Origin of the sequence: Enterococcus sp. AZ062, assembly GCF_051715065.1 — a bacterium.
GTDB lineage: Bacteria > Bacillota > Bacilli > Lactobacillales > Enterococcaceae > Enterococcus_B > Enterococcus_B mundtii.
In genome coordinates, this window is record NZ_JBIOTB010000001.1 from 563612 (window position 1) to 582494 (window position 18883).

The 18883-nt window shown below is 37.8% G+C and carries 14 protein-coding genes; 11 read left to right on the plus strand and 3 right to left on the minus strand.

The window, feature by feature from the left end:
* Positions 1-8: 8 nt before the first annotated feature.
* Both IGJ00_RS02650 and IGJ00_RS02655 read right to left on the minus strand, forming a co-directional pair.
* Positions 9-1379 carry an aldehyde dehydrogenase gene (locus IGJ00_RS02650; protein WP_438844079.1) on the minus strand — a complete coding sequence of 457 codons (1371 nt, stop codon included), beginning with the start codon at positions 1377-1379 and terminating at the stop codon, positions 9-11.
* Between the two features lie 76 nt (positions 1380-1455).
* Positions 1456-1752, minus strand: coding sequence for an ArsR/SmtB family transcription factor (locus IGJ00_RS02655; RefSeq protein WP_010736298.1), 297 nt, complete (start codon positions 1750-1752; stop codon positions 1456-1458).
* Positions 1753-1951: 199 nt separating this feature from the next.
* Here IGJ00_RS02655 and IGJ00_RS02660 point away from each other — a divergent pair, with 199 nt between their 5' ends.
* The 11 genes from IGJ00_RS02660 to IGJ00_RS02710 all read left to right on the plus strand — a co-directional run bounded on the left by IGJ00_RS02660 (position 1952) and on the right by IGJ00_RS02710 (position 18487).
* Positions 1952-3430, plus strand: coding sequence for a helix-turn-helix domain-containing protein (locus IGJ00_RS02660; protein WP_260697323.1), 1479 nt, complete (start codon positions 1952-1954; stop codon positions 3428-3430).
* A gap of 249 nt (positions 3431-3679) precedes the next feature.
* On the plus strand, positions 3680-4033 hold the full coding sequence (locus tag IGJ00_RS02665; RefSeq protein WP_074801651.1) for an LPXTG cell wall anchor domain-containing protein: 354 nt from the start codon (positions 3680-3682) through the stop codon (positions 4031-4033).
* 18 nt (positions 4034-4051) lie between these two features.
* On the plus strand, positions 4052-4864 hold the full coding sequence (locus tag IGJ00_RS02670) for a WxL domain-containing protein (RefSeq protein ID WP_161642570.1): 813 nt from the start codon (positions 4052-4054) through the stop codon (positions 4862-4864).
* Between the two features lie 129 nt (positions 4865-4993).
* Positions 4994-6061 (plus strand): DUF916 and DUF3324 domain-containing protein, encoded by a 1068-nt coding sequence (locus IGJ00_RS02675; RefSeq protein WP_438844080.1) that lies wholly within the window; start codon positions 4994-4996, stop codon positions 6059-6061.
* 5 nt (positions 6062-6066) lie between these two features.
* Positions 6067-11154 (plus strand): WxL domain-containing protein, encoded by a 5088-nt coding sequence (locus tag IGJ00_RS02680; protein ID WP_438844081.1) that lies wholly within the window; start codon positions 6067-6069, stop codon positions 11152-11154.
* A 357-nt stretch (positions 11155-11511) separates the two neighbouring features.
* Positions 11512-13041, plus strand: coding sequence for a cardiolipin synthase (gene cls, locus IGJ00_RS02685; protein WP_086334310.1), 1530 nt, complete (start codon positions 11512-11514; stop codon positions 13039-13041).
* A gap of 260 nt (positions 13042-13301) precedes the next feature.
* A complete protein-coding gene (locus IGJ00_RS02690; protein ID WP_430604389.1) occupies positions 13302-14798 on the plus strand; it encodes a phytoene desaturase family protein in 1497 nt (498 codons plus the stop codon).
* Between the two features lie 15 nt (positions 14799-14813).
* The gene (locus IGJ00_RS02695; protein ID WP_108173528.1) at positions 14814-15893 is read left to right on the plus strand and encodes a glycosyltransferase; all 1080 of its coding nucleotides are present in this window, start codon (positions 14814-14816) and stop codon (positions 15891-15893) included.
* A gap of 9 nt (positions 15894-15902) precedes the next feature.
* Positions 15903-16388, plus strand: coding sequence for a glycosyl-4,4'-diaponeurosporenoate acyltransferase (locus tag IGJ00_RS02700; RefSeq protein WP_108173527.1), 486 nt, complete (start codon positions 15903-15905; stop codon positions 16386-16388).
* 692 nt (positions 16389-17080) lie between these two features.
* A complete protein-coding gene (locus IGJ00_RS02705; RefSeq protein ID WP_438844082.1) occupies positions 17081-17602 on the plus strand; it encodes an RNA polymerase sigma factor in 522 nt (173 codons plus the stop codon).
* A gap of 18 nt (positions 17603-17620) precedes the next feature.
* Positions 17621-18487, plus strand: coding sequence for an RsiV family protein (locus IGJ00_RS02710; protein ID WP_438844083.1), 867 nt, complete (start codon positions 17621-17623; stop codon positions 18485-18487).
* Positions 18488-18636: 149 nt separating this feature from the next.
* Here the strand turns inward: IGJ00_RS02710 and IGJ00_RS02715 are convergent, their stop codons facing one another.
* Positions 18637-18876 carry a hypothetical protein gene (locus tag IGJ00_RS02715; protein ID WP_086334316.1) on the minus strand — a complete coding sequence of 80 codons (240 nt, stop codon included), beginning with the start codon at positions 18874-18876 and terminating at the stop codon, positions 18637-18639.
* Positions 18877-18883: the final 7 nt, after the last annotated feature.

Sequence of the window (18883 nt, forward strand, 5' to 3'; positions counted from 1 at the left end):
TTCTCCTTTTATTTCAGTATTTTTTTTAAAAGTTTCAACGACCGATTTGAATAAGGTGGGAATAATCCAGGAATGTTGAAGGTTGAACGATTTTCATAGACTCCTTTTTGATGAGAAAAGGTAAGAAAACTATATTTTCCGTGATAGCCACCGATACCAGATTCTCCTACACCACCGAAAGGTAAATGAGGATTGGCTACATGTTTCAGAACATCATTGACCGTCACATTTCCTGATGAAATAGCGGTCATGAGCTGTTCTTTTTTCCGATTCGATGTTGTAAATAGATATAGTGCTAAAGGTTTTTCATACTGTTTAACTTGAGAAATCGCATCATCGATGGTATCAAAAGTCAAGATTGGTAAGATCGGCCCAAAGATTTCTTCTTGCATCGTTGCGGCATCATGACTAGGTAAATCCAAAATGGTGGGTTCAATATATAAATCTTCCCGATCTGTTTCACCACCAAATACGACAAAGGAGTGGTCAGCTTCTAACATCTGTTGCAATCGGATAAAATGGCGATCATTGATGATCCTGCCATAGTCTGTGTTATTTCGGATATCAGAACCATAAAATTCTTTCGTGGCAATAATCATTTCTTTGATCAATGTGTCTTTTCGTTTACGGGACACTAAAACATAATCTGGCGCAATACAAGTTTGTCCGTTGTTCTGCAATTTTCCCCAAACGATGCGCTTTGCTGCCACTTTTAAATTAGCAGTATCATCGACGATCGCGGGACTCTTGCCACCTAATTCTAAAGTGACGGGTGTCAAATTCTTTGCGGCAGCTTGCATTACGATTTTTCCTACTGGGACACTGCCAGTAAAGAAGATATAATCGAATCTTTGTGCGAGTAATTCAGTCGTTACGTCCACACCACCTTCGACCGAGGCAATGTATGTTTTGTCAAAAGTTGAATGAATCAACTTTGTCAGAACTTTAGCCACATTTGGCGCTAATTCGCTTGGCTTCAAAATCACCGTATTCCCTGCGGCAATTGCCCCAATCAGTGGTTCAATAGCTAAATGAAAAGGGTAATTAAAAGGAGCAATGATCAACACTTGTCCATAAGGTTCATACTCAAGATAACTTTTCCCCCACATATAAATCGGTGTATGAACGGTTTTTCGCTTGGCGTATTTCTTTAATTTTTTGATCATTTCAGAAATACTTTGATAGACAACACCAATTTCAGTGACATATGCTTCGTGTGCTGGTTTTCGCAAATCTTTGAATAATGCTTGTGTCAATTCAATCTCTATTTCTTGCATCGCCTGTTTCAGTTTGATTAATTGGACTAATCGAAAGTCGATTGATTTTGTTTTTCCTGTTTCAAAAAAATGTTGTTGATCCTGTAAAAGTTGGTTGATCATCCGTTTTCTCCTTTTAATATATTTATATGTTCGAACTTATGAACCTATTTATTTAAAAAGAAAGGCCGAAGCCTTTTTATATTTTTTCTAATAGTTGCATAAATCCTTTCAAGTTACGTTTGATACAAGCAACATCTAAATAATAGATCCGCTCTTTGCCACGTTTTTCGACATACACAATCCCTGCTTGTAAAAGCAACTTTAAATGATGAGAAATAGCGGGGCGAGAAATAGACATTTCTTCTGTGATTTCTGTCACACTTAAACCACCTTTTTCTACTAGCAAACTGACGATTTCTTGACGATTTTCTTCTTGTAATGTCGTAAATAGGGGCGTGGAATCGCGTAATAACGCTAAAAATGTTTCTCGCATAGTGACCTCCTTCAATTTGTTAAAGTGAGTATAACATGATATGTTTAAACTTGTCAACCTGTCATGGAAAGATATAATAGTCGTGTTATTTTTTGATTTATTCACTTATTTATTATTAGTATTTTTCCATTTTTTTTGTTATACATGTTTACAATCTATTTTTTTAAGAATAGATATAAAAAGCAAAAGAGGTGTGAAAATGCGAGAGTTACAGTTAAAATTTATTACAAATACGATTACAGAAAGGTGGATGCGGATTTTAAATGTGATCGAACAACAGAATATGTTTACAATTGTTGGATTGTCCCAGCAGCTTGGTGTTTCTAAACGGACGATCCTAAAAGATGTCAGTGAACTGAAACATCACTTTGAAGAGAGTGCGATTTTTGAGTCAAATACCACTGGCTATTTTTTTAAAGAAAAAAATCGACGACTGTATCATGAAGACAAAGAAGCATTGTTACAATCGGAGATTTGGTTTGAAATTATCAGTGACATTTTTTATGGAGAGCTAGTATCTGTCGGAGAATTAGCTGATCGCTATAATTATTCAGAAAGTACGATGCTACGATCAGTCGCTCAAATCAAAGAGGTTTTAAAAGAATATCAGCTTTCACTTAGCTTAAAACCAGTGGATCTTGTGGGAAAAGAAGAGAATATCCGCAAGTTTTTTTTTGATTTTTTTTATGAAGGAGAACCAACACCGTATACTGTTTATCCTCCAGAAAGTATCCACCAGATGTTTTTAGATAAGCTAGGTGAGCGTCTTGGTAAGTATGAGATAGGAACAGGGATCATGGTCACAGGATTTTATTACTGTTTGTATATCACGATGATCAGAAATAAGAATGGGCATATCATCTCTTTACCTCGTAAGATAAAAGAGATTGATTTTAGCAATGAGACAGATTTTTTATTGATGTCTGAATTGATTCCACTGATCAAAAAGGAGTATGGTATTTCGATCCACCAAGATGAAATCATTTGGCTTTTTCTGATTATAATCAGCAAACGAACGATTGATAATATCGAGCACGAGACTGTCTTTTTGGAGAAGTATAATCAGTGGTCTGAAATAGATCTAGTGATTGAATCTTACTTCCAATTATTCAACATCGACCGGAAGACTAATCCCATATTATCCACCTTTCTTTCTGCCTTTTTTCTGGGGAGGAAAATCAATAATGAAATGGCACCAATACTGAATAAATTATTAAGTGAAGAAATTATTATCATCAAAGATCTCTATGGTTTAGCCTATGAGAAAAATCGACAATTTATTCAAAAAAATCAACCATTGCTGTCTTTCTCAGAGAAATATTTAGAAGATATCATAGCAAGTTTAACGATGTATACAGAAATCTTGTTCTCTTATTATTCACCCAAGAAAACAGTGTTGTTTCTTTTGGAAGGTAATCATTTACTCGTTCAGTTGATCAAAGTCCAAGCCAATCAACTGTTGTCGAAGCAGCATCATGTGCTGTTTGTTCCGTTACATGAATTGACAGAAGAACGTTTGAACGTTGAGCATGTTGATTTGATCGTAACGAATTATCGTCCTTATTTATTGGATTACCAGTTGAACAAGGACTATTTGTTGATTAATCGAGTCCCTAATAGAAATGATTGGGTCAACATTTTTACTCAGTTGAATCCTTTACTCAATAGTATGCTGTAAGAAGTAAAAAACGACATTAATCGATGAAGTAACTAAAGAGATTAACTGATCTCCGCGGTTCTTCATCGATTTTTTGTTGTGCAACTAAAAGAGCGAATCTATCAAAGTCACATAGTGAAAGTAGGAACAAGCCACTTCACTAGTTAGTGAAAAATATGAATTTCTTTTCTTTTTGCGCTACGTTAATCTTATTTATGCAGAAAGTAATGATAATTACTATTATGTGAGAAAGGTTATAGGAGGAGGGAAATGAATCGTAAAAAAAAATACATACTAAGCCTGAGTATGTTACTTATTCAATGTTATGCACCGTTGGTTGTATACGGGACAGAGGTTCGATCGGTTGAAACAGAGGGGACAGTCGGTTTTACAGGCGTGTATGAAATGCCTGGAGATCCAGTACCAGCGCCAGAAGTCGAAATCAAACCAGATTTCCCAAAAGAAATCGCTCAACAACCGTCAGAGGAGAGAGATGCCAGTCACAGAAGATTGCCAAAAACGAATGCACAACAAATGAGTAGTTGGATAATTTTAGGGGTTTTTCTTGTGATAGTGACACTTAGTTTTTGGTTTTGGAAATACAAAAAGAAAAAACAATCATAGAAAGTAGGACGTGTATAAATGAAATTAGTGAGATTAGCAACAATTGCAGCCTTATCATCAACAGTTTTTGCCGGAGGTATGACTGTATTTGCAGAAGATGGTTCCACAGACACATCAAAAGAAGTGCGTAATGTAACAACTAATGGAACGATTGAATTTACACCAAATGAAGATGAAGAGCTAGTCGTTGTTCCGCCAGTAAAAGAACCAGATGTCGAGATTGAGCCTGAAGTGCCAGGAACAACTGGACCTTTATCGATCATGAAAGCTGTCACAATGGATTTCGGTTCACAAGTCATTTCAAATCAAGATCGAACATACAATATGGTTGCAGAAAAACAACAAAAAAAGGGAACAACTGGTGAAGAAAACAAAGTCCCTTATGTCAGTTTTGCACAAGTACAAGATGTCCGTGGAACGAATGCTGGTTGGAATCTGCAAGTACGCATGACCGACTTTAAAGCAACGAATACAACAAATGATACATTGCTCGGTGCAGAAATTTCATTGTTGGATCCAAGAATCCAGTATGAAGGAAGTACGCCTGAGAATGCCCCAGCGGCTCATGCGAGCGAATTGAAATTGTTGCCAAATGCTTCTGCTGTGTCAGTGATGAAAGCAGAAAAAGATAAAGGTGCAGGTGTATCTTCAGTCGTTTGGGGAAATCAAGCAGACTTGGATGCACAAGAGGCGAACGATGAGGTTGATGTGGTAACCAACAATGCGATCCAATTATTTGTTCCGGGTTCTACAGCAAAAGATGCGACTCAATACAAATCAACACTAACTTGGGAATTATCCAATACACCTGATGTTAGTGGTGTAAATTAACAAGAAAAAAAATATGAGTAACATAACGAATCATAATCATTAAAAAGCAACCGATTTTTGTTTATAGAAGTGAATGTGGTAGCGTTACAATTTTGTAGCGCTACCTCCTTTAAAGAAAGGGGTAAGTTTATGAAAAAGACAAGTACATATCGAAAAAATAAAATCCAACAAGTGGGGATCGTATTACTCGTCATGATTGTCAGCCTGATGGCTCCCATGTTGGTTGGAGCGGAAGAAGGAACGTTGAATTTTTATGTAACGCCTGAGTTCTCAGCAAATCAAAAATCAGGAAATGATCGTTATTTTCAATTGAATCTTGCACCAGACACGACAGAAAAGCTAACGTTGAAACTACAAAACGCAAACGCAGAGGCAAAGAAAATCAAAATCACGCCACATACTGCTTATACCAACGTGATGGGGGTCGTAGAATATGGACAAGATGCGGAAGAAGCAGATCCAACGCTCAAACATTCGTTGGCTGAGTTGATTGAACAACCAGAAATCATTGAGCTTGCTGGAAATGAAACAAAGACCGTTACGCTTGATTTGAACATACCTAAAGAAGAATTTGAAGGATTGTTAGCTGGCGGATTACGAGTGTCAGAAGTCAAAGAAGAAGCAACAGAAGAAACGAGTAATGAAGAAGGTGTCGCCATCCAAAATGATTTTGCGTATATCATCGGTGTGGTTGTGAGCAACAAACAAGATGCTGTACAACCGGACTTAGAGTTGTTAGATGTTTTTGCTGACCAACTCAACTATCGCAATGTGATCAGTGCGAATCTACAAAACTTCACCCCGACATTCGTGAATCGCTTAGAAGTCGAAGCTACGGTTCAAAAAGTGGGCGAAGAAGAGATTTTATACCAAGCCAGTCAAGAACAGATGCAAATGGCACCCAATTCCAATTTTAATTTCCCGATTTCTTTGGAAGGTGATCGTTTTCGCAGTGGTGACTACGTATTGAAAATGACGGCACGTTCTGGGGAAGATGAATGGCAATGGGAAAGAACCTTTGCGATCGAAGCGGATGAAGCACGAGCATTGAATCGAGCAGATGTTATGATCGATACGAGTATTAATTGGTGGATGATTGGTTCAATCATGTTACTTGTTTTATTGCTTGGAATAATTCTTTACCTAATCCATAAAAGAAAAAAAGAGCAACCGAATAAGAGTAATGAGAAGGAGTGAATACAATGCCCTCAAGATTAAGAAGAACGATGCTTTTTTTAGGGACGACAATTTTAGTGATACAAACAGTAACTATACCGATAGGCATGGTCTACGCAGAAACCATGATAGACAGCGTGGAACATGAGCAAGTGGAACTCCCTGCTATCCAAAACTCCTTAAAAGAACTATCCAGTAATCCTAACTTTTTCTTTTCTCAATCTCAATTGCAAGGAACGATAAAAGTTCCGCTACAAGTGACGTTCTTTTCTGATCAAGAAGTGTCAGAGGCACGAGTGGTCTTACCAGAAGAAGCAACGCTCATCCAAGATCAATTGTCAGCAGGGATTTCAATCGAACAAGGAGAGCAGCCTCATGAATGGATCGTTCAGTCAAAACGTGCGCGAAATACATTTGTTCTTCCTTTAGTATTTGAAAAAGCGGGAAACTATGAACTGTCGGTGGAAGAAACGACGGCCCATCTAGAAATCAGTGAGCAAGAAGAGCCTAGTGAAGAAGTCCCAATCGAAGAATCAGAATCGTCCGAGGACAACACAGTAGGACAAGAGGAATTAAAAGAAGAAAGTGGAATAGAAGAAGAGCAAGTTAATGAACAACCGGCAGAAGAAGTTCGTGAGCCTGTGGTAGAAGTGCCGCAGGAGCAACAAACAGATGAGGAGTTAGGGGTGAGTGAACTGACAGTCTTTGATGGAAAGACGGAAGAAGTCACTACGATGGCGCAATTTAGAGCAGCCGTTGCCAATCCTGATATTGGGATCATTTCCGTTCAAGCGAATCTGACGGAGTCTACAACAAACGTACTAACTGTGGATCGTCCGTTACTTATCCAAGGAAACGGGTATACTTTAACATTTGGCATAAATGGCTTTTATTTTCAACTAGCAGAAGTAATGGAGCCAAGTGCTTTTCGAATTGAAAATACAAGACTTACAAAAGTTGGTACAACACCATTGATCAACGCAACGGTAGAAATCAGTAAAAATTGGACCGTTGAATTAGAAAATATTACCGAGGTGAATGCGAATACCATGCGATTAGCTTCTCTTCCTGAAGGAAACATTCATTTTACAGGTGGCGTATCAAACTTTACACGTACAGCTTCTGCACAAACCTTCATCGTAGCAAAAGAAGTCGTAGCAACAAACCAAGCAGAAGTCACAATTAGTCGTGGAAATGCGACGGTCTTCTTTTCTTCTGCCACAGTAGCGGAGCCAAAGCTTACGATAGAACGGGGAGCAAAAGTTACAATCACAACTACTGCTGGTGCGGCGAATACGATTGATCTAAGAGGAGAAAATCCAGAAATAGCCGTTCAAAATGGACATCTGTCAGTAGGTACAATAGGACCAGCTACTGCAACGACACCAACAAACACAACCAACAATACGATCGTCCTTTCGGGCGTATCTCCTAAGTTTAGCTTGGATCAAGAAAGTACATTCTCTCTTCGAACGACATTATCAAAAAGAGGAATATATCTTGCTGGAAACAATTCGCAACTCACGGTAAATAACTCGGAATTTTCTGTAACTTCTGCGACCGCAGAAGCAATTCGGTCAGAAGGCCAGAACGGGATTTTAACGATAGCAAACTCTAATATGAATTTAACTACCACAACTGGGAGAGCGATGAGAGTAAACGGAAAAATTAATATATTAAGGTCAAACCTTTCCACTAACTCTACAACAGGCCTACCTATATCTACGGATAACGCCGATGGAGAAATTGTTATTGATGAGAGCCAACTGAATTTAAACATGAGTAGTTCTAATAATGGAATTCTATTAAGCGGTACAGACTCATTATTAAATATAACAAACAACAGTGAAGTGAAGTTAACTAGTGGAAGTGGAACAGCCCGAAATATATTATTTAGTGGAGCACGTTCAAAAATGATTATTGAAAATCAATCCGAATTAATCTTGAACACAAGTGGACCGACAAGTGCTGCAACTGATACAGCTAATAATGCCATCCAATTTGTAGGAGAATCATCAGAACTAACAGTACGAAATAAATCCAATTTAGATGTTAACGTAACAGCAGGGGCGAAGAGAGGGATTTTCTTTCAAGCAAGTAATGGGTTATTCCAAGTGCTAGATAACTCTGAGCTAAATATTAAAGGATTAACGGGACTAGCAGTACGTTTAAACGGTAGTAATTCAAATTATATATCTTCAGAATCAAAAAATACTATCGAGACAACAACAGGCCAAGCGTTGAGGGTGTCCGGAAAAATTGAATTGACAAAAACCCATTTATCTTCAAATTCTACAACAGGGATACCTTTACACACAGATAACGCCGATGGAGAAATTGTTATTGATGAGAGCCAACTGAATTTAAACATGAGTAGTTCTAATAATGGAATTCTATTAAGCGGTACAGACTCATTATTAAATATAACAAACAACAGTGAAGTGAAGTTAACTAGTGGAAGTGGAACAGCCCGAAATATATTATTTAGTGGAGCACACTCAAAGATGATTCTTGAAAATCAATCCAAATTAATTTTGAACACAAGTGGACCGACAAGTGATGCAACTGATACAGCTAATAATGCCATCCAATTTGTAGGAGAATCATCAGAACTAACAGTACGAAATCAATCCAATTTAGATGTTAACGTAACAGCAGGGGCGAAGAGAGGGATTTTCTTTCAAGCAAGTAATGGATTCTTTCAAGTCATAGATGGATCTGAGATTAATGTTTCTACGAATGCGGCAAATTCCGTTCATTTGGCAGGAACTAAACATACTATATCTATTAATAAAGAAGCTAAAGTTTATCTTAAGAGTAATTGGACTACGGAAGCAAATCAAAATGCAAGCTTGTTTATAGGAACTAATGATAAAAGTGAAATAAATTTTGTTATCTCAGAAAAGTCATTGTTACAAGCCGATGCTAATATGTCGAGCGCTATAGTATTACAGGGAACTGAAAATAAATATACGGTAGAAGATACAAGTGAATTGCTATTAAAATCAAACAGAACGACAGGTAGTACAACTGTTGATGGCTCATACGGTAATGCAAGGGCCACATTGAGATTTTTAAATTCAGGATTTAGTGAATTTAATATCAATAATAGCAATGTACTTATTGAGAAATCTAGTGGAAATGCTCCTGGAATACGCATGTTGGGTGATAATAACCATATCATGGTTTCTAATGGTGGGAAATTGTATGTAAATAATCCTGGTGACGGACAAGTTAGTAATGGAAATACCGCTGGCGGCAATCAGGGTATTCATTTAACTTCTGGAGATAATACATCCTTCTCCGTAACAGATCCGGGGTCACAAGTTACTATTTTAGCTGAAAATGGACCAGCTATAGATCTATCTGGAGCGGGGAAAGTTAAGAATAGCAATGGTGGTTATTTTGAAGCAATAGGAAGGACTTCAACTGCTGCTGGTGGAGTATTTAGAGCAGGTGTCTTAAATGTAGAATTCGACAATCCTTTATTTATGGATTTTAGAAATAATCGTCCTAGTGGAGGGAATCTATTTAATGTCGCAAGCGGTTCTAGTTTAAAGGCATCAAATAGTGACTTAGCAGTTTGGAAAAATGGTTCAAACTTAGATGCTGATCCTGATTTAAACTTCCCAACTTTAGATTTTTCTTTCTCAGGGACAAATTTCAATACTTTAGGAGAAACGAATCAACCAGATGTACTGAATACTGATAATTTTGGTACAACAGGATTGACGACATATTCTAGATTAAGTTCAAATAATGCCCGGTGGGCAATTGCAGATGAACTCAGAGTTCCAACAAATGCCGACAAAAAGATTCATGGACATATCAGCATTCCAGTTGGATTAGAAGAAAGCCGCTCTGCTTGGGATGGGGAAGCTACAGTCATTGTAGAAGTTGAACATGCCAATGGAACGAAAACAGAACATACTACTAAAACTGTGGGACACTCAAATGAAGAACCAGGCATCAGTATCTATGGTGAAGAACCACGTGCTGGATTATTTGAAGTCGATTTAGAAGAGCACCTGCAAAAAGGAGATAAGGTCAAAATTAAAGAAGTTCGCCTCACTTCCGGAGAATTAACACAAGGATATGAAAATATTATTTTAACAGATACAGTAGAAGTCTTTCCAATCGTTCCACCAAAACCCGCCGAGTTTTCTTCTTCTGTAGTCTCAAGTAATAGTACAATGATTAAAGGGTTCACGGAAAACAAAGAAGTAACAGTTACTGCTATCCATAATGATCAAGAGATTGATACAGAAAATGTTGTTGTGGATGAGTATGGGGAATTCACGATTGATCTTAGTGAACTTCAGTTAACAAAAGAAGATGAGATCCAAGTTTTTTTAAGAGACAAGAATGGTTCCGCAAAAGCGGCTGGGGTTGTAAATCCACCGCTAACAAATAATGAACAAGGGAACATCAATCCAGCACAACCATTAGATTTCCATGATGTGACTTTTGCTGCGGCGACTATTTTAACTGTTGGGAATTGGGATCCAGTTGCGCCAGTTGATCCTTTAGACCCTGAAAAAGAAGTGCTTCCGGAAAATCAGCCAGAACTTCCAGAAGAACAAGGGGCATTAAGTATTGATTTTATTTCTCGCTTCAATTTTGGGAAACAGAATATCTCAGTTAAGGATAAAACCTACTATGCCCAACCTCAACGATTGTTGAATGAAGATGGGACAGTGAAAGAGAACGAAGAGCGACCAAATTATGTTCAAATCAGTGATCGTCGACCGGACAATGAGCGAAGTGGTTGGCAATTATCGGTTACCCAGAATGGACAATTCAGTAATCAAAATGGTCATGAATTGATTGGTTCGGAAATCCAATTGAGTAATCAACAATTGGCGACAGCACAAGGCGGAACTGCGCCTGAGCTACAGGAAGAATCCATGCAGAGGATTTTACCAAATACGAAACAAATCTTATTACAGGCAGATAAGGAATCTGGAACTGGCACGTGGATCTATCGGTTTGGTGATCAAGAATCGGCAGATAAGAGTGTTGGTCTCTATGTACCGAAAGGAGCGTATCCAGAAGCTGAGCAATATACAACGTCGTTAACATGGGAATTAAGCAGTGTTCCAGAAAATCAATAAAGAAAAAGAGTTGTGACAGCCATATACAGTTTCGAAAAATAAGCCAGAAAACCCCAAGATTTTTAGGGTTTCTGGCTTATTTTTGCTAACATTCTTTTTTGAATACATTTACTAAGTTTTAGAGAGTGTGAGAGGATGAATATTATCTCATTTCTTTCATTCTCTTAAAAATGAGGGGGAAAAGTACTATTATATAGTAGAAAACTTTCTGTAAAAAGTGCGAAGAAAACGAGAGATCCCTTTACACTAGAGTAACTATAACGTATATAATCTATATAAGGTGTGCTGTCACCATTAACGTTGATCGGCACAAAAAAAGAAGTAAAAAAAACGAAGCAAGCGAATATGGAGATAAATATGATAAAGAATAAATTGCAACAATACAAAATATTATTGATATTATTGATTCTTGTAGCTGTTTCGCTGATTATTTTTTTGAATCAAATCATTTATGCGTGGTTGATCGTGGAAATGTTTGCCTTTCTTCTTTGTGGCTATTTAGTGATTTTTGATCAAAGAGAAGCAACCTCTAAAATCGCTTGGATCTTAGCGTTATTATTTTTACCGATCGTTGGGATCATGCTGTACTATCTGATTGGTCGTGAGCCACGATTACGCAAGTTATCGAAACAGCAACTAGAGAACGAACGAAACATACAAGAAACGGTGTCCAAGATTCTTCAGGAACATTCAGAAATCATTCATGCCAAGCACGATCTTTCCAAAGAAATTTTCCATCTTTCCGCAAAGTATCCCACAAAAGACAATCAATTGACATTGTTAAAAGAAGGGACGGATGCTTTTGCTTCATTGTTGCAAGATATCAAACAGGCAACACATCATGTCCATGTTTTCTTCTATATTATAAAAGGGGATGAAACTGGCGAAGAACTAGTTGCTGCTTTGATCGAAAAAGCTCGACAGGGAATCAAAGTACGTTTTATGTATGACAGTGTCGGATCAATTGCTTTCCCGAATCGATTATTAGATACGATGCGAGAAAATGGTGTAGAGGTAAGAACCTATGATCTATTGAATTCACCGTGGCTGAGTAACAAAGCCAATTGGCGCAATCATCGGAAAATCGTTGTGATCGATGGGGAAATTGCACACACTGGTGGTATGAATATCGGGAATGAGTATAGTGGACGCGGGAAAAAGTTTTCCTATTGGCGAGATACGAATGTTCGAATCGAAGGGCCTTCTGTACTCGAGTTGCAGGAATGTTTCGTTTATGATTGGTTATTTCTCGATGAAGGAACGGAAACGATCACTTATTTCATCAACCAGCAAGAGCTGTATTTTCCCTTACAAACGGAACAACCAAAAGGTTCGGAAATCGTACAGGTCGTTTACGGAGGGCCGTATGATCAGGAGAGGATCATCAAAGACTCTTTCAATGACTTGATTGGTAAAGCAGTTGATTCGATCAAGATTGCTATGCCTTATTTTATTCCAGATGAAGAAACACTTGGGGCGCTTAGACGAGCAGCTCGCTGTGGGATCAACGTGCAATTGATCATACCAGGAAAAGGCGATCGCGGGATTTCATTTCATGGGACGAACTCGTTTATTGATGATTTGTTATCGGCAGGAGTTGAAGTGTCGATCTACGATACGACTGCATTTATCCATTGTAAATACATGATCGTTGATGATGTGGTCGCAACGATTGGATCAACTAATTTTGATATTCGCAGTTTTTATCTCAATCATGAACTGTCAATGTTCATTTATGGTCCATCAAAAACGATCGATGAATTGAACGTCCATTTTACAGAAGATTTAGCCCACGCTGAAAAGGTCAAAAAAGACGAATGGCAACGGCGAAGTGCATGGACGAAAATCAAAGAGAAGATCAGTGGCTTGTTTGTGCCGATACTTTGATAGAAGCAACGAAATCAGCGCATAAGAAGTTGCCATTAGCCTAAGACAGAATAGACAAAGCGTTTCTTACGTGTTTGTTTCTTCTGTTTTTTCTTTTATCCTTTCTTATTGTTTTATAACAATACAATGCGCAATAAAATAAGTTTTTTTAGAGATATGCTACTATAGAGATAGATATAGAGTGTTTTTTTACAGTTGGATCATACGAGTTTGCATCTGTGAAAATGTGCTTTGAGACTTAGAAAGTAAGAGGTGATTTTGTGAAAAACAAACAGAAATCAGTCATTGTTCTGGGAGGTGGACTTGGTGGTTTGTCTGCAGCAGTTTCCTTAGCCCAAGAAGGATTCGACGTATCACTATATGAAAAGAACGATCATTTAGGGGGGAAATTGAACCGTTTAGAAGCAAATGGGTTTGGCTTTGATCTAGGTCCATCGATTTTGACGATGCCCCAAATTTTTGAAAAACTGTTTCTCACGAGTGGCAAACAGATGGCAGATTACATTCCGATCGAACGGTTAGATTTGCAGTGGCGTTCTTTTTTTCCTGATCACACAACGATTGATCTATACAGTGATTTAACGAAAATGGCCCAAGAAAATCCTTTGCTGACTGCAAAAGACATGATGGAGTATCAAGATTTTTTAGACTATGCGAAGGAAATCTATGCGGCCACCGAAGTCGGTTATTTTGACAAAGGGCTTGATTCGACAATGGAGATTTTAAAAGAACATGGTGTGATCAAAGCGTTGAAAGGGTTTGATTATTTTTCTTCGATGCATGATGGAATCGCTAAACGTGTGAGTCATCCAAAAATGCAAGATATCTTAGGGTATTTCAGCAAATATGTCGGTTCCTCTCCTTATGATGCGCCAGCGGTTTTAAATATGATGAGTTATATGCAGCATGAGCAAGGAATTTGGTATGTTCCGGGCGGAATGCATAAAATTGCTGAAGGAATCGTCAACCTTGGGAAAGAGCTCGGCGTAGCGTTCCATACTGGCTGTCAGGTTGAAAAACTAAATGTAGTGGATGAACAGATCCGTTCGGCACGACTAGCGGATGGGACGGTGATCAAAGCAGATTATTTTGTTTCGAATATGGAAGTGATCCCAGCTTATGAACAATTATTAGATGAAAAACCAGCGTTTACAGAGAAATTAGAAAAGAAATTTGAACCCGCAAGTTCAGGTTTTGTCTTGCATCTAGGTGTTAATAAAGAATACCCACAATTAGCCCATCATAATTTTTTCTTTTCGAATGCTTCTAAAGAAAACTTTGATCAAAACTTCCATCAGCATCAGTTGCCAGACGACCCAACGATCTATCTTGTGAATGTCAATAAGACTGATCCTTCTCAAACCATCGAAGGACATGAGAACATCAAGATTTTACCGCACATCCCTTATTTACAAGATCAACCATTTACAGAGGCAGAATACGATGCCTTTCGGGAGCGTATCTTGATCAAATTAGAAACGATGGGGTTAACGGATTTGAGAAAACATATTGTCTATGAAAATCGTTGGACCCCGGAAGATATCCAAAAAAATTATTTATCCCATCGTGGAGCAATCTATGGGACTGTATCTGATCGTAAGAAAAATCATGGGTTCAAACATGCAAAACATAGTGAGCGCTATGACAACTTATACTTTGTAGGTGGGACAGTCAATCCAGGTGCAGGTATGCCAATGGTCACTTTGAGTGGGCAACAAGTGAGTGACAAGATTGCCCGAAGAGAAGCGGATGTATAGGAAGGAAGGCTTATTTTGTTACTAATAATGATCGTCCTTTTTGTCGCTTGGCTTTCAGGTTGGTGTATCTTTTATCGACTGCCATTCATCACAAACCTAACCTCTGCAAAACGTTTTGACACAAATGTTTCAATTATTATTCCTGTACGTAACGAAGCAAATACGCTCCCCAAATTGCTACAATCGATCCAAAGGCAAACGATCCAACCACGAGAAATCATCGTCGTGGATGATGCTTCCACTGACGGTACAGCAGAAATCGCCAAAAACTTAGATGCAACAGTTTTCTCAAATGATCGTGAACAGCATGGAAAGGCGGCTACTTGTTGGTTAGGTGCAACAAAGGCCCAAAGTGAGCATTTCTTATTTTTAGATGCAGATACATTTTTTCAGACAGACAATAGTTTGGAAAGACTATTGAATGAATACGAAAAAAGAGGGAATAGTGGCTTGCTGTCGCTTCAACCGTTTCATCAAACTGTTCGCTTTTATGAACAGCTCTCGTTTGTTTTCAATGTGGTCATTCTGGTAGGGTTGAATACTTTTTCTGTGCTAGGTGAAAAATTAAAAGCAGCGGGGGCGTTCGGGCCGTGTATCTTATGCTCGAAAACCGATTACTTCCAAGTCGATGGGCATAAAGATATACCTAGTGGGATCTTAGATGACATGGCTTTAGCCAAACGTTTTCAAAAGGCAGGGTTTCCCATCCATTTATATGGTGGGAAAGAGTTGATTGCTTTTCGCATGTATCCTGAAGGTTTCAAGCAATTGATCCAAGGATGGACAAAGGATTTTGCCACAGCTTCTAGAGCAACCAATCCCTTTATTTTGTTAGGAGTCATCCTCTGGATAAGTGGCGGAGTTGGTACGATGTTGGCTTTTGGTATGGCACAATGGCCGCTTGTACTGGTCATCTATTGCCTGTATGTGCTCCAATGTATTGTATTTGCCAAACGTGTAGGAAATTTCAAGCCGATTTTCTTGTTCGTTTTTCCGTTCTTTTTTATCTTCTTTCTTTTCTTGTTTTTGTGGTCGTTGATCCAAACGTATCTTTTGAAATCAGTGTCTTGGAAAGGAAGAAAAATCAAACTTTAGGAGGTTTTTATGCCACTGATCCATTTGACCACTGGAGTATTAGTGATGCTTGACATTCTTGCCTGGTTTATTTTCCATTTAGGTATTTCTTACGGTGTCCGCCAAATCGCTGACTCATTTTTTGAAAGAAAGCGTCGTTGGTTTCGTTCCTTTTCTTTTGAAAAGCAAGGAGTGATTTGGGAGAAAAAATTTCGGATAAAAAAATGGAAAGACAAGCTGCCAGATGGTACTGTGATTGCTAAGCGAGGATTCGATAAATCTAGGCTTGGTAAGACTGATTCCGCCGCACTGAAGAAATTCATCATCGAAACACAAAGAGCAGAGCTGACGCATTGGCTATTGATCGCGCCAGCGTTCCTTTTCTTTTTGTGGAATCCAAAATGGGCGGGATGGGTCATGGTTTTTTATGCGCTTCTTGTCAATGTCCCATTCATTATGATTCAACGCTATAATCGGCCACGATTGGAACGAGTCCTAAAAAAAGTAAAAAAATAGCATTTAGTTGGGGCGCAATCGGTTTAGCTCTGAGAAATAAGGCGGAACCTACAAAATTGCTTTTCAAATTTTTGTGGGTCCCTCTTTATGTCGATAATGGTTTCTTCGATTCGCAGTGTTTATTCCATATTAAGTTGAAAAGGTCTGGTCATTCGGTCTATCTCTTTCTAAAAACGAATAAATGGTTTTCTAGAAGTGAATACTACATAAACAAGCACCAAAATCCATTGATGAATAATTGTGGGGTTTTGGTGCTTTTTAGCGGAGCTTAACACTTTTATCAGAATCTCACAAACTGTCTTTTGTGCAAAGTTAGTGATTCAAAATGTAGGAATGCTCAAAATAAAGTTGATTTTTTTGAAACTTTTCTTAGAAAACGATCGTCTAATTAAGTATAAAAAAAGAAAGCGGAGTGAGCGTATGAAACATGAAAAAAACGATTCATTTTTAACGATAGAGCTAATTTTCCTAGTCTTATTGTTCCTGTTTACTAGCCTCTTTTTATTGATGTATTCAATGGATACATTTTCAATCAGAGAAGAAAAACAAAAGGAAATAGAAATAAATGAATTAAAGAGAAGGGAAGATACGCAACTAAGTAAGGAAGCAAACAGGGATTTTACGAAAATACTGGGCCATATATATTATTTGAGGTGAAACAATCAATGCAAATCATTTTCTGAGAGAGGGAGGTGTCTAATATTTTTAATCGGATCGCAAAAAAGCAACGAGTCAAATATTATGAATCTCAGTTAGAACAGTTGATTGAGACACAATATCAAAAAATGTATCGGATCGCTTATAGTTATACACACAGTTCGGAGGATGCACTAGATGTTATCCAAGATAGCTTTCAAAAGGCGTTGATGGATTTCTCAAAGGTAAAGAAGATTGATCATTTTCAAGCTTGGTTTTATAAGATCTTAGTCCGAACAGCAATTGATCATTGGCGTAAGAATAAACGAATGCCTTTGAATTTTGAATTGGAAGACGGTCCAGGACTTGAATTCATCGATTTTCAAAATGATGTTTCTTACATGGAATTACGAGAATTATTGAGCCAAACGCCTAGCCCAGAACGCGAGATCATTATCTTGAAATTTTTTGAGGGATTTACATTGAAAGAAATTGCGCATATTTTAAATTTAAATGAAAATACCGTGAAAACAAAAATGTATCGCTCGCTAGATAATTACAAAGAAATTTTAAAATAAAGGAGAGTGAATAGCGAAATGGGAGGAACAAAGAAAAAAATAAGTATGATGAATCAGGCGTATCAAGCGGGTGAAATCCCTGAACAACTAGAAGAAGAACTTTTTAAGCGTTTTGTGATTGCAAAGAAAAAAGTGAAAGTGAAACGACAAGTGAAAAAAGCTAGTCGTATCAGCTTGGGGATCGCCTGTTCAGCACTTATTTTGTTCGCAAGTGTTCAAAATAGAGACTTTCGCGTATGGGCGACAGAAATCCCTGTTCTCGGAGAGTTGGTTTCGATCATTACTGGTAAAACCTATTCATTCCAAGAAGAAAAAGCAGGTGTCTCGATTGCTGTACCAAAAATAATGGGGAAAGAAGAAATCCATGACCAGTTGAATCGAAAATATCTCGCAGAGGGACAACGAGCTTATGAGGAAGGAATGAAAGAAATCAAGAAAAACGGGCAACAGATTGATACAACAGGTGGATATCGCATATTGGTCAATGATGAGCGTTTTTTAGTGATTGATCGTTCAATCGAACAGACAATTGCGAGTACGCAAACGAACAATCAATTTGACACGTTAGATAAACAAAATGAGGTAATTGTGTCATTGCCTTTATTATTTAAAAATGATGATTATCTCATTGCTCTTTCAAAGGAAATTGAAGAACAGATGAAAAATCGTATGGAAAAAAATCCAGAATCAACTTATTTTGCTCTAGAGGATAATGGCTCATTTTTATTAAAAAAAGATCCTAGTTTTTATATCAATAAAGAACACCAGCTTGTTATCTTCTTTGATAAATACGAGGTAGCACCTGGTGCTATGGGGACACAAGAATTCATTATTGATACAAATAAAATCCAATCTTTATTGGCTGACCCAAACTATTTGAACTAAAGCTTTCAAACTTTACGAATAGAATCGTTCTTTGCCGAGAATAGTAGCATCAACCGGTAGAATCTTTTTTACATGTTTACCGGTTGACGCTTTTTAGGTTGAGAGAAATAGCATTCAATAATGGCCGAAGAATCCAATGCTTATCTGAATTACTCAATCGCTTGCTTGACGATTTCTTGCCAAAAATGAAAATATTCCTCTTCTAAATCGATCGAATCAAGTTCATCCCAAGCGATAAAGCCCTCGTTTACATAAAAGCCATCTTCTGTCATCTTTTTTTGAATCGTTCCTCGATAGTTTTCTCCTTTTTTTGTTTGGATCGTAATTTCTTGTTTGGCAATATAAGCAGTGATTATGACAGTCTCGAAATGATTCTTTACCATTGTCATCGGTAGC

Excerpts from the sequence above, each read along its gene's own strand:
- IGJ00_RS02650 (WP_438844079.1), bottom strand. The coding sequence starts at position 1,379 with ATGATCAACCAACTTTTACAGGATCAACAACATTTTTTTGAAACAGGA.
- IGJ00_RS02655 (WP_010736298.1), bottom strand. The coding sequence starts at position 1,752 with ATGCGAGAAACATTTTTAGCGTTATTACGCGATTCCACGCCCCTATTT.
- IGJ00_RS02660 (WP_260697323.1), top strand. The coding sequence starts at position 1,952 with ATGCGAGAGTTACAGTTAAAATTTATTACAAATACGATTACAGAAAGG.
- IGJ00_RS02665 (WP_074801651.1), top strand. The coding sequence starts at position 3,680 with ATGAATCGTAAAAAAAAATACATACTAAGCCTGAGTATGTTACTTATT.
- IGJ00_RS02670 (WP_161642570.1), top strand. The coding sequence starts at position 4,052 with ATGAAATTAGTGAGATTAGCAACAATTGCAGCCTTATCATCAACAGTT.
- IGJ00_RS02675 (WP_438844080.1), top strand. The coding sequence starts at position 4,994 with ATGAAAAAGACAAGTACATATCGAAAAAATAAAATCCAACAAGTGGGG.
- IGJ00_RS02680 (WP_438844081.1), top strand. The coding sequence starts at position 6,067 with ATGCCCTCAAGATTAAGAAGAACGATGCTTTTTTTAGGGACGACAATT.
- cls (WP_086334310.1), top strand. The coding sequence starts at position 11,512 with ATGATAAAGAATAAATTGCAACAATACAAAATATTATTGATATTATTG.
- IGJ00_RS02700 (WP_108173527.1), top strand. The coding sequence starts at position 15,903 with ATGCCACTGATCCATTTGACCACTGGAGTATTAGTGATGCTTGACATT.
- IGJ00_RS02710 (WP_438844083.1), top strand. The coding sequence starts at position 17,621 with ATGGGAGGAACAAAGAAAAAAATAAGTATGATGAATCAGGCGTATCAA.
- IGJ00_RS02715 (WP_086334316.1), bottom strand. The coding sequence starts at position 18,876 with ATGACAATGGTAAAGAATCATTTCGAGACTGTCATAATCACTGCTTAT.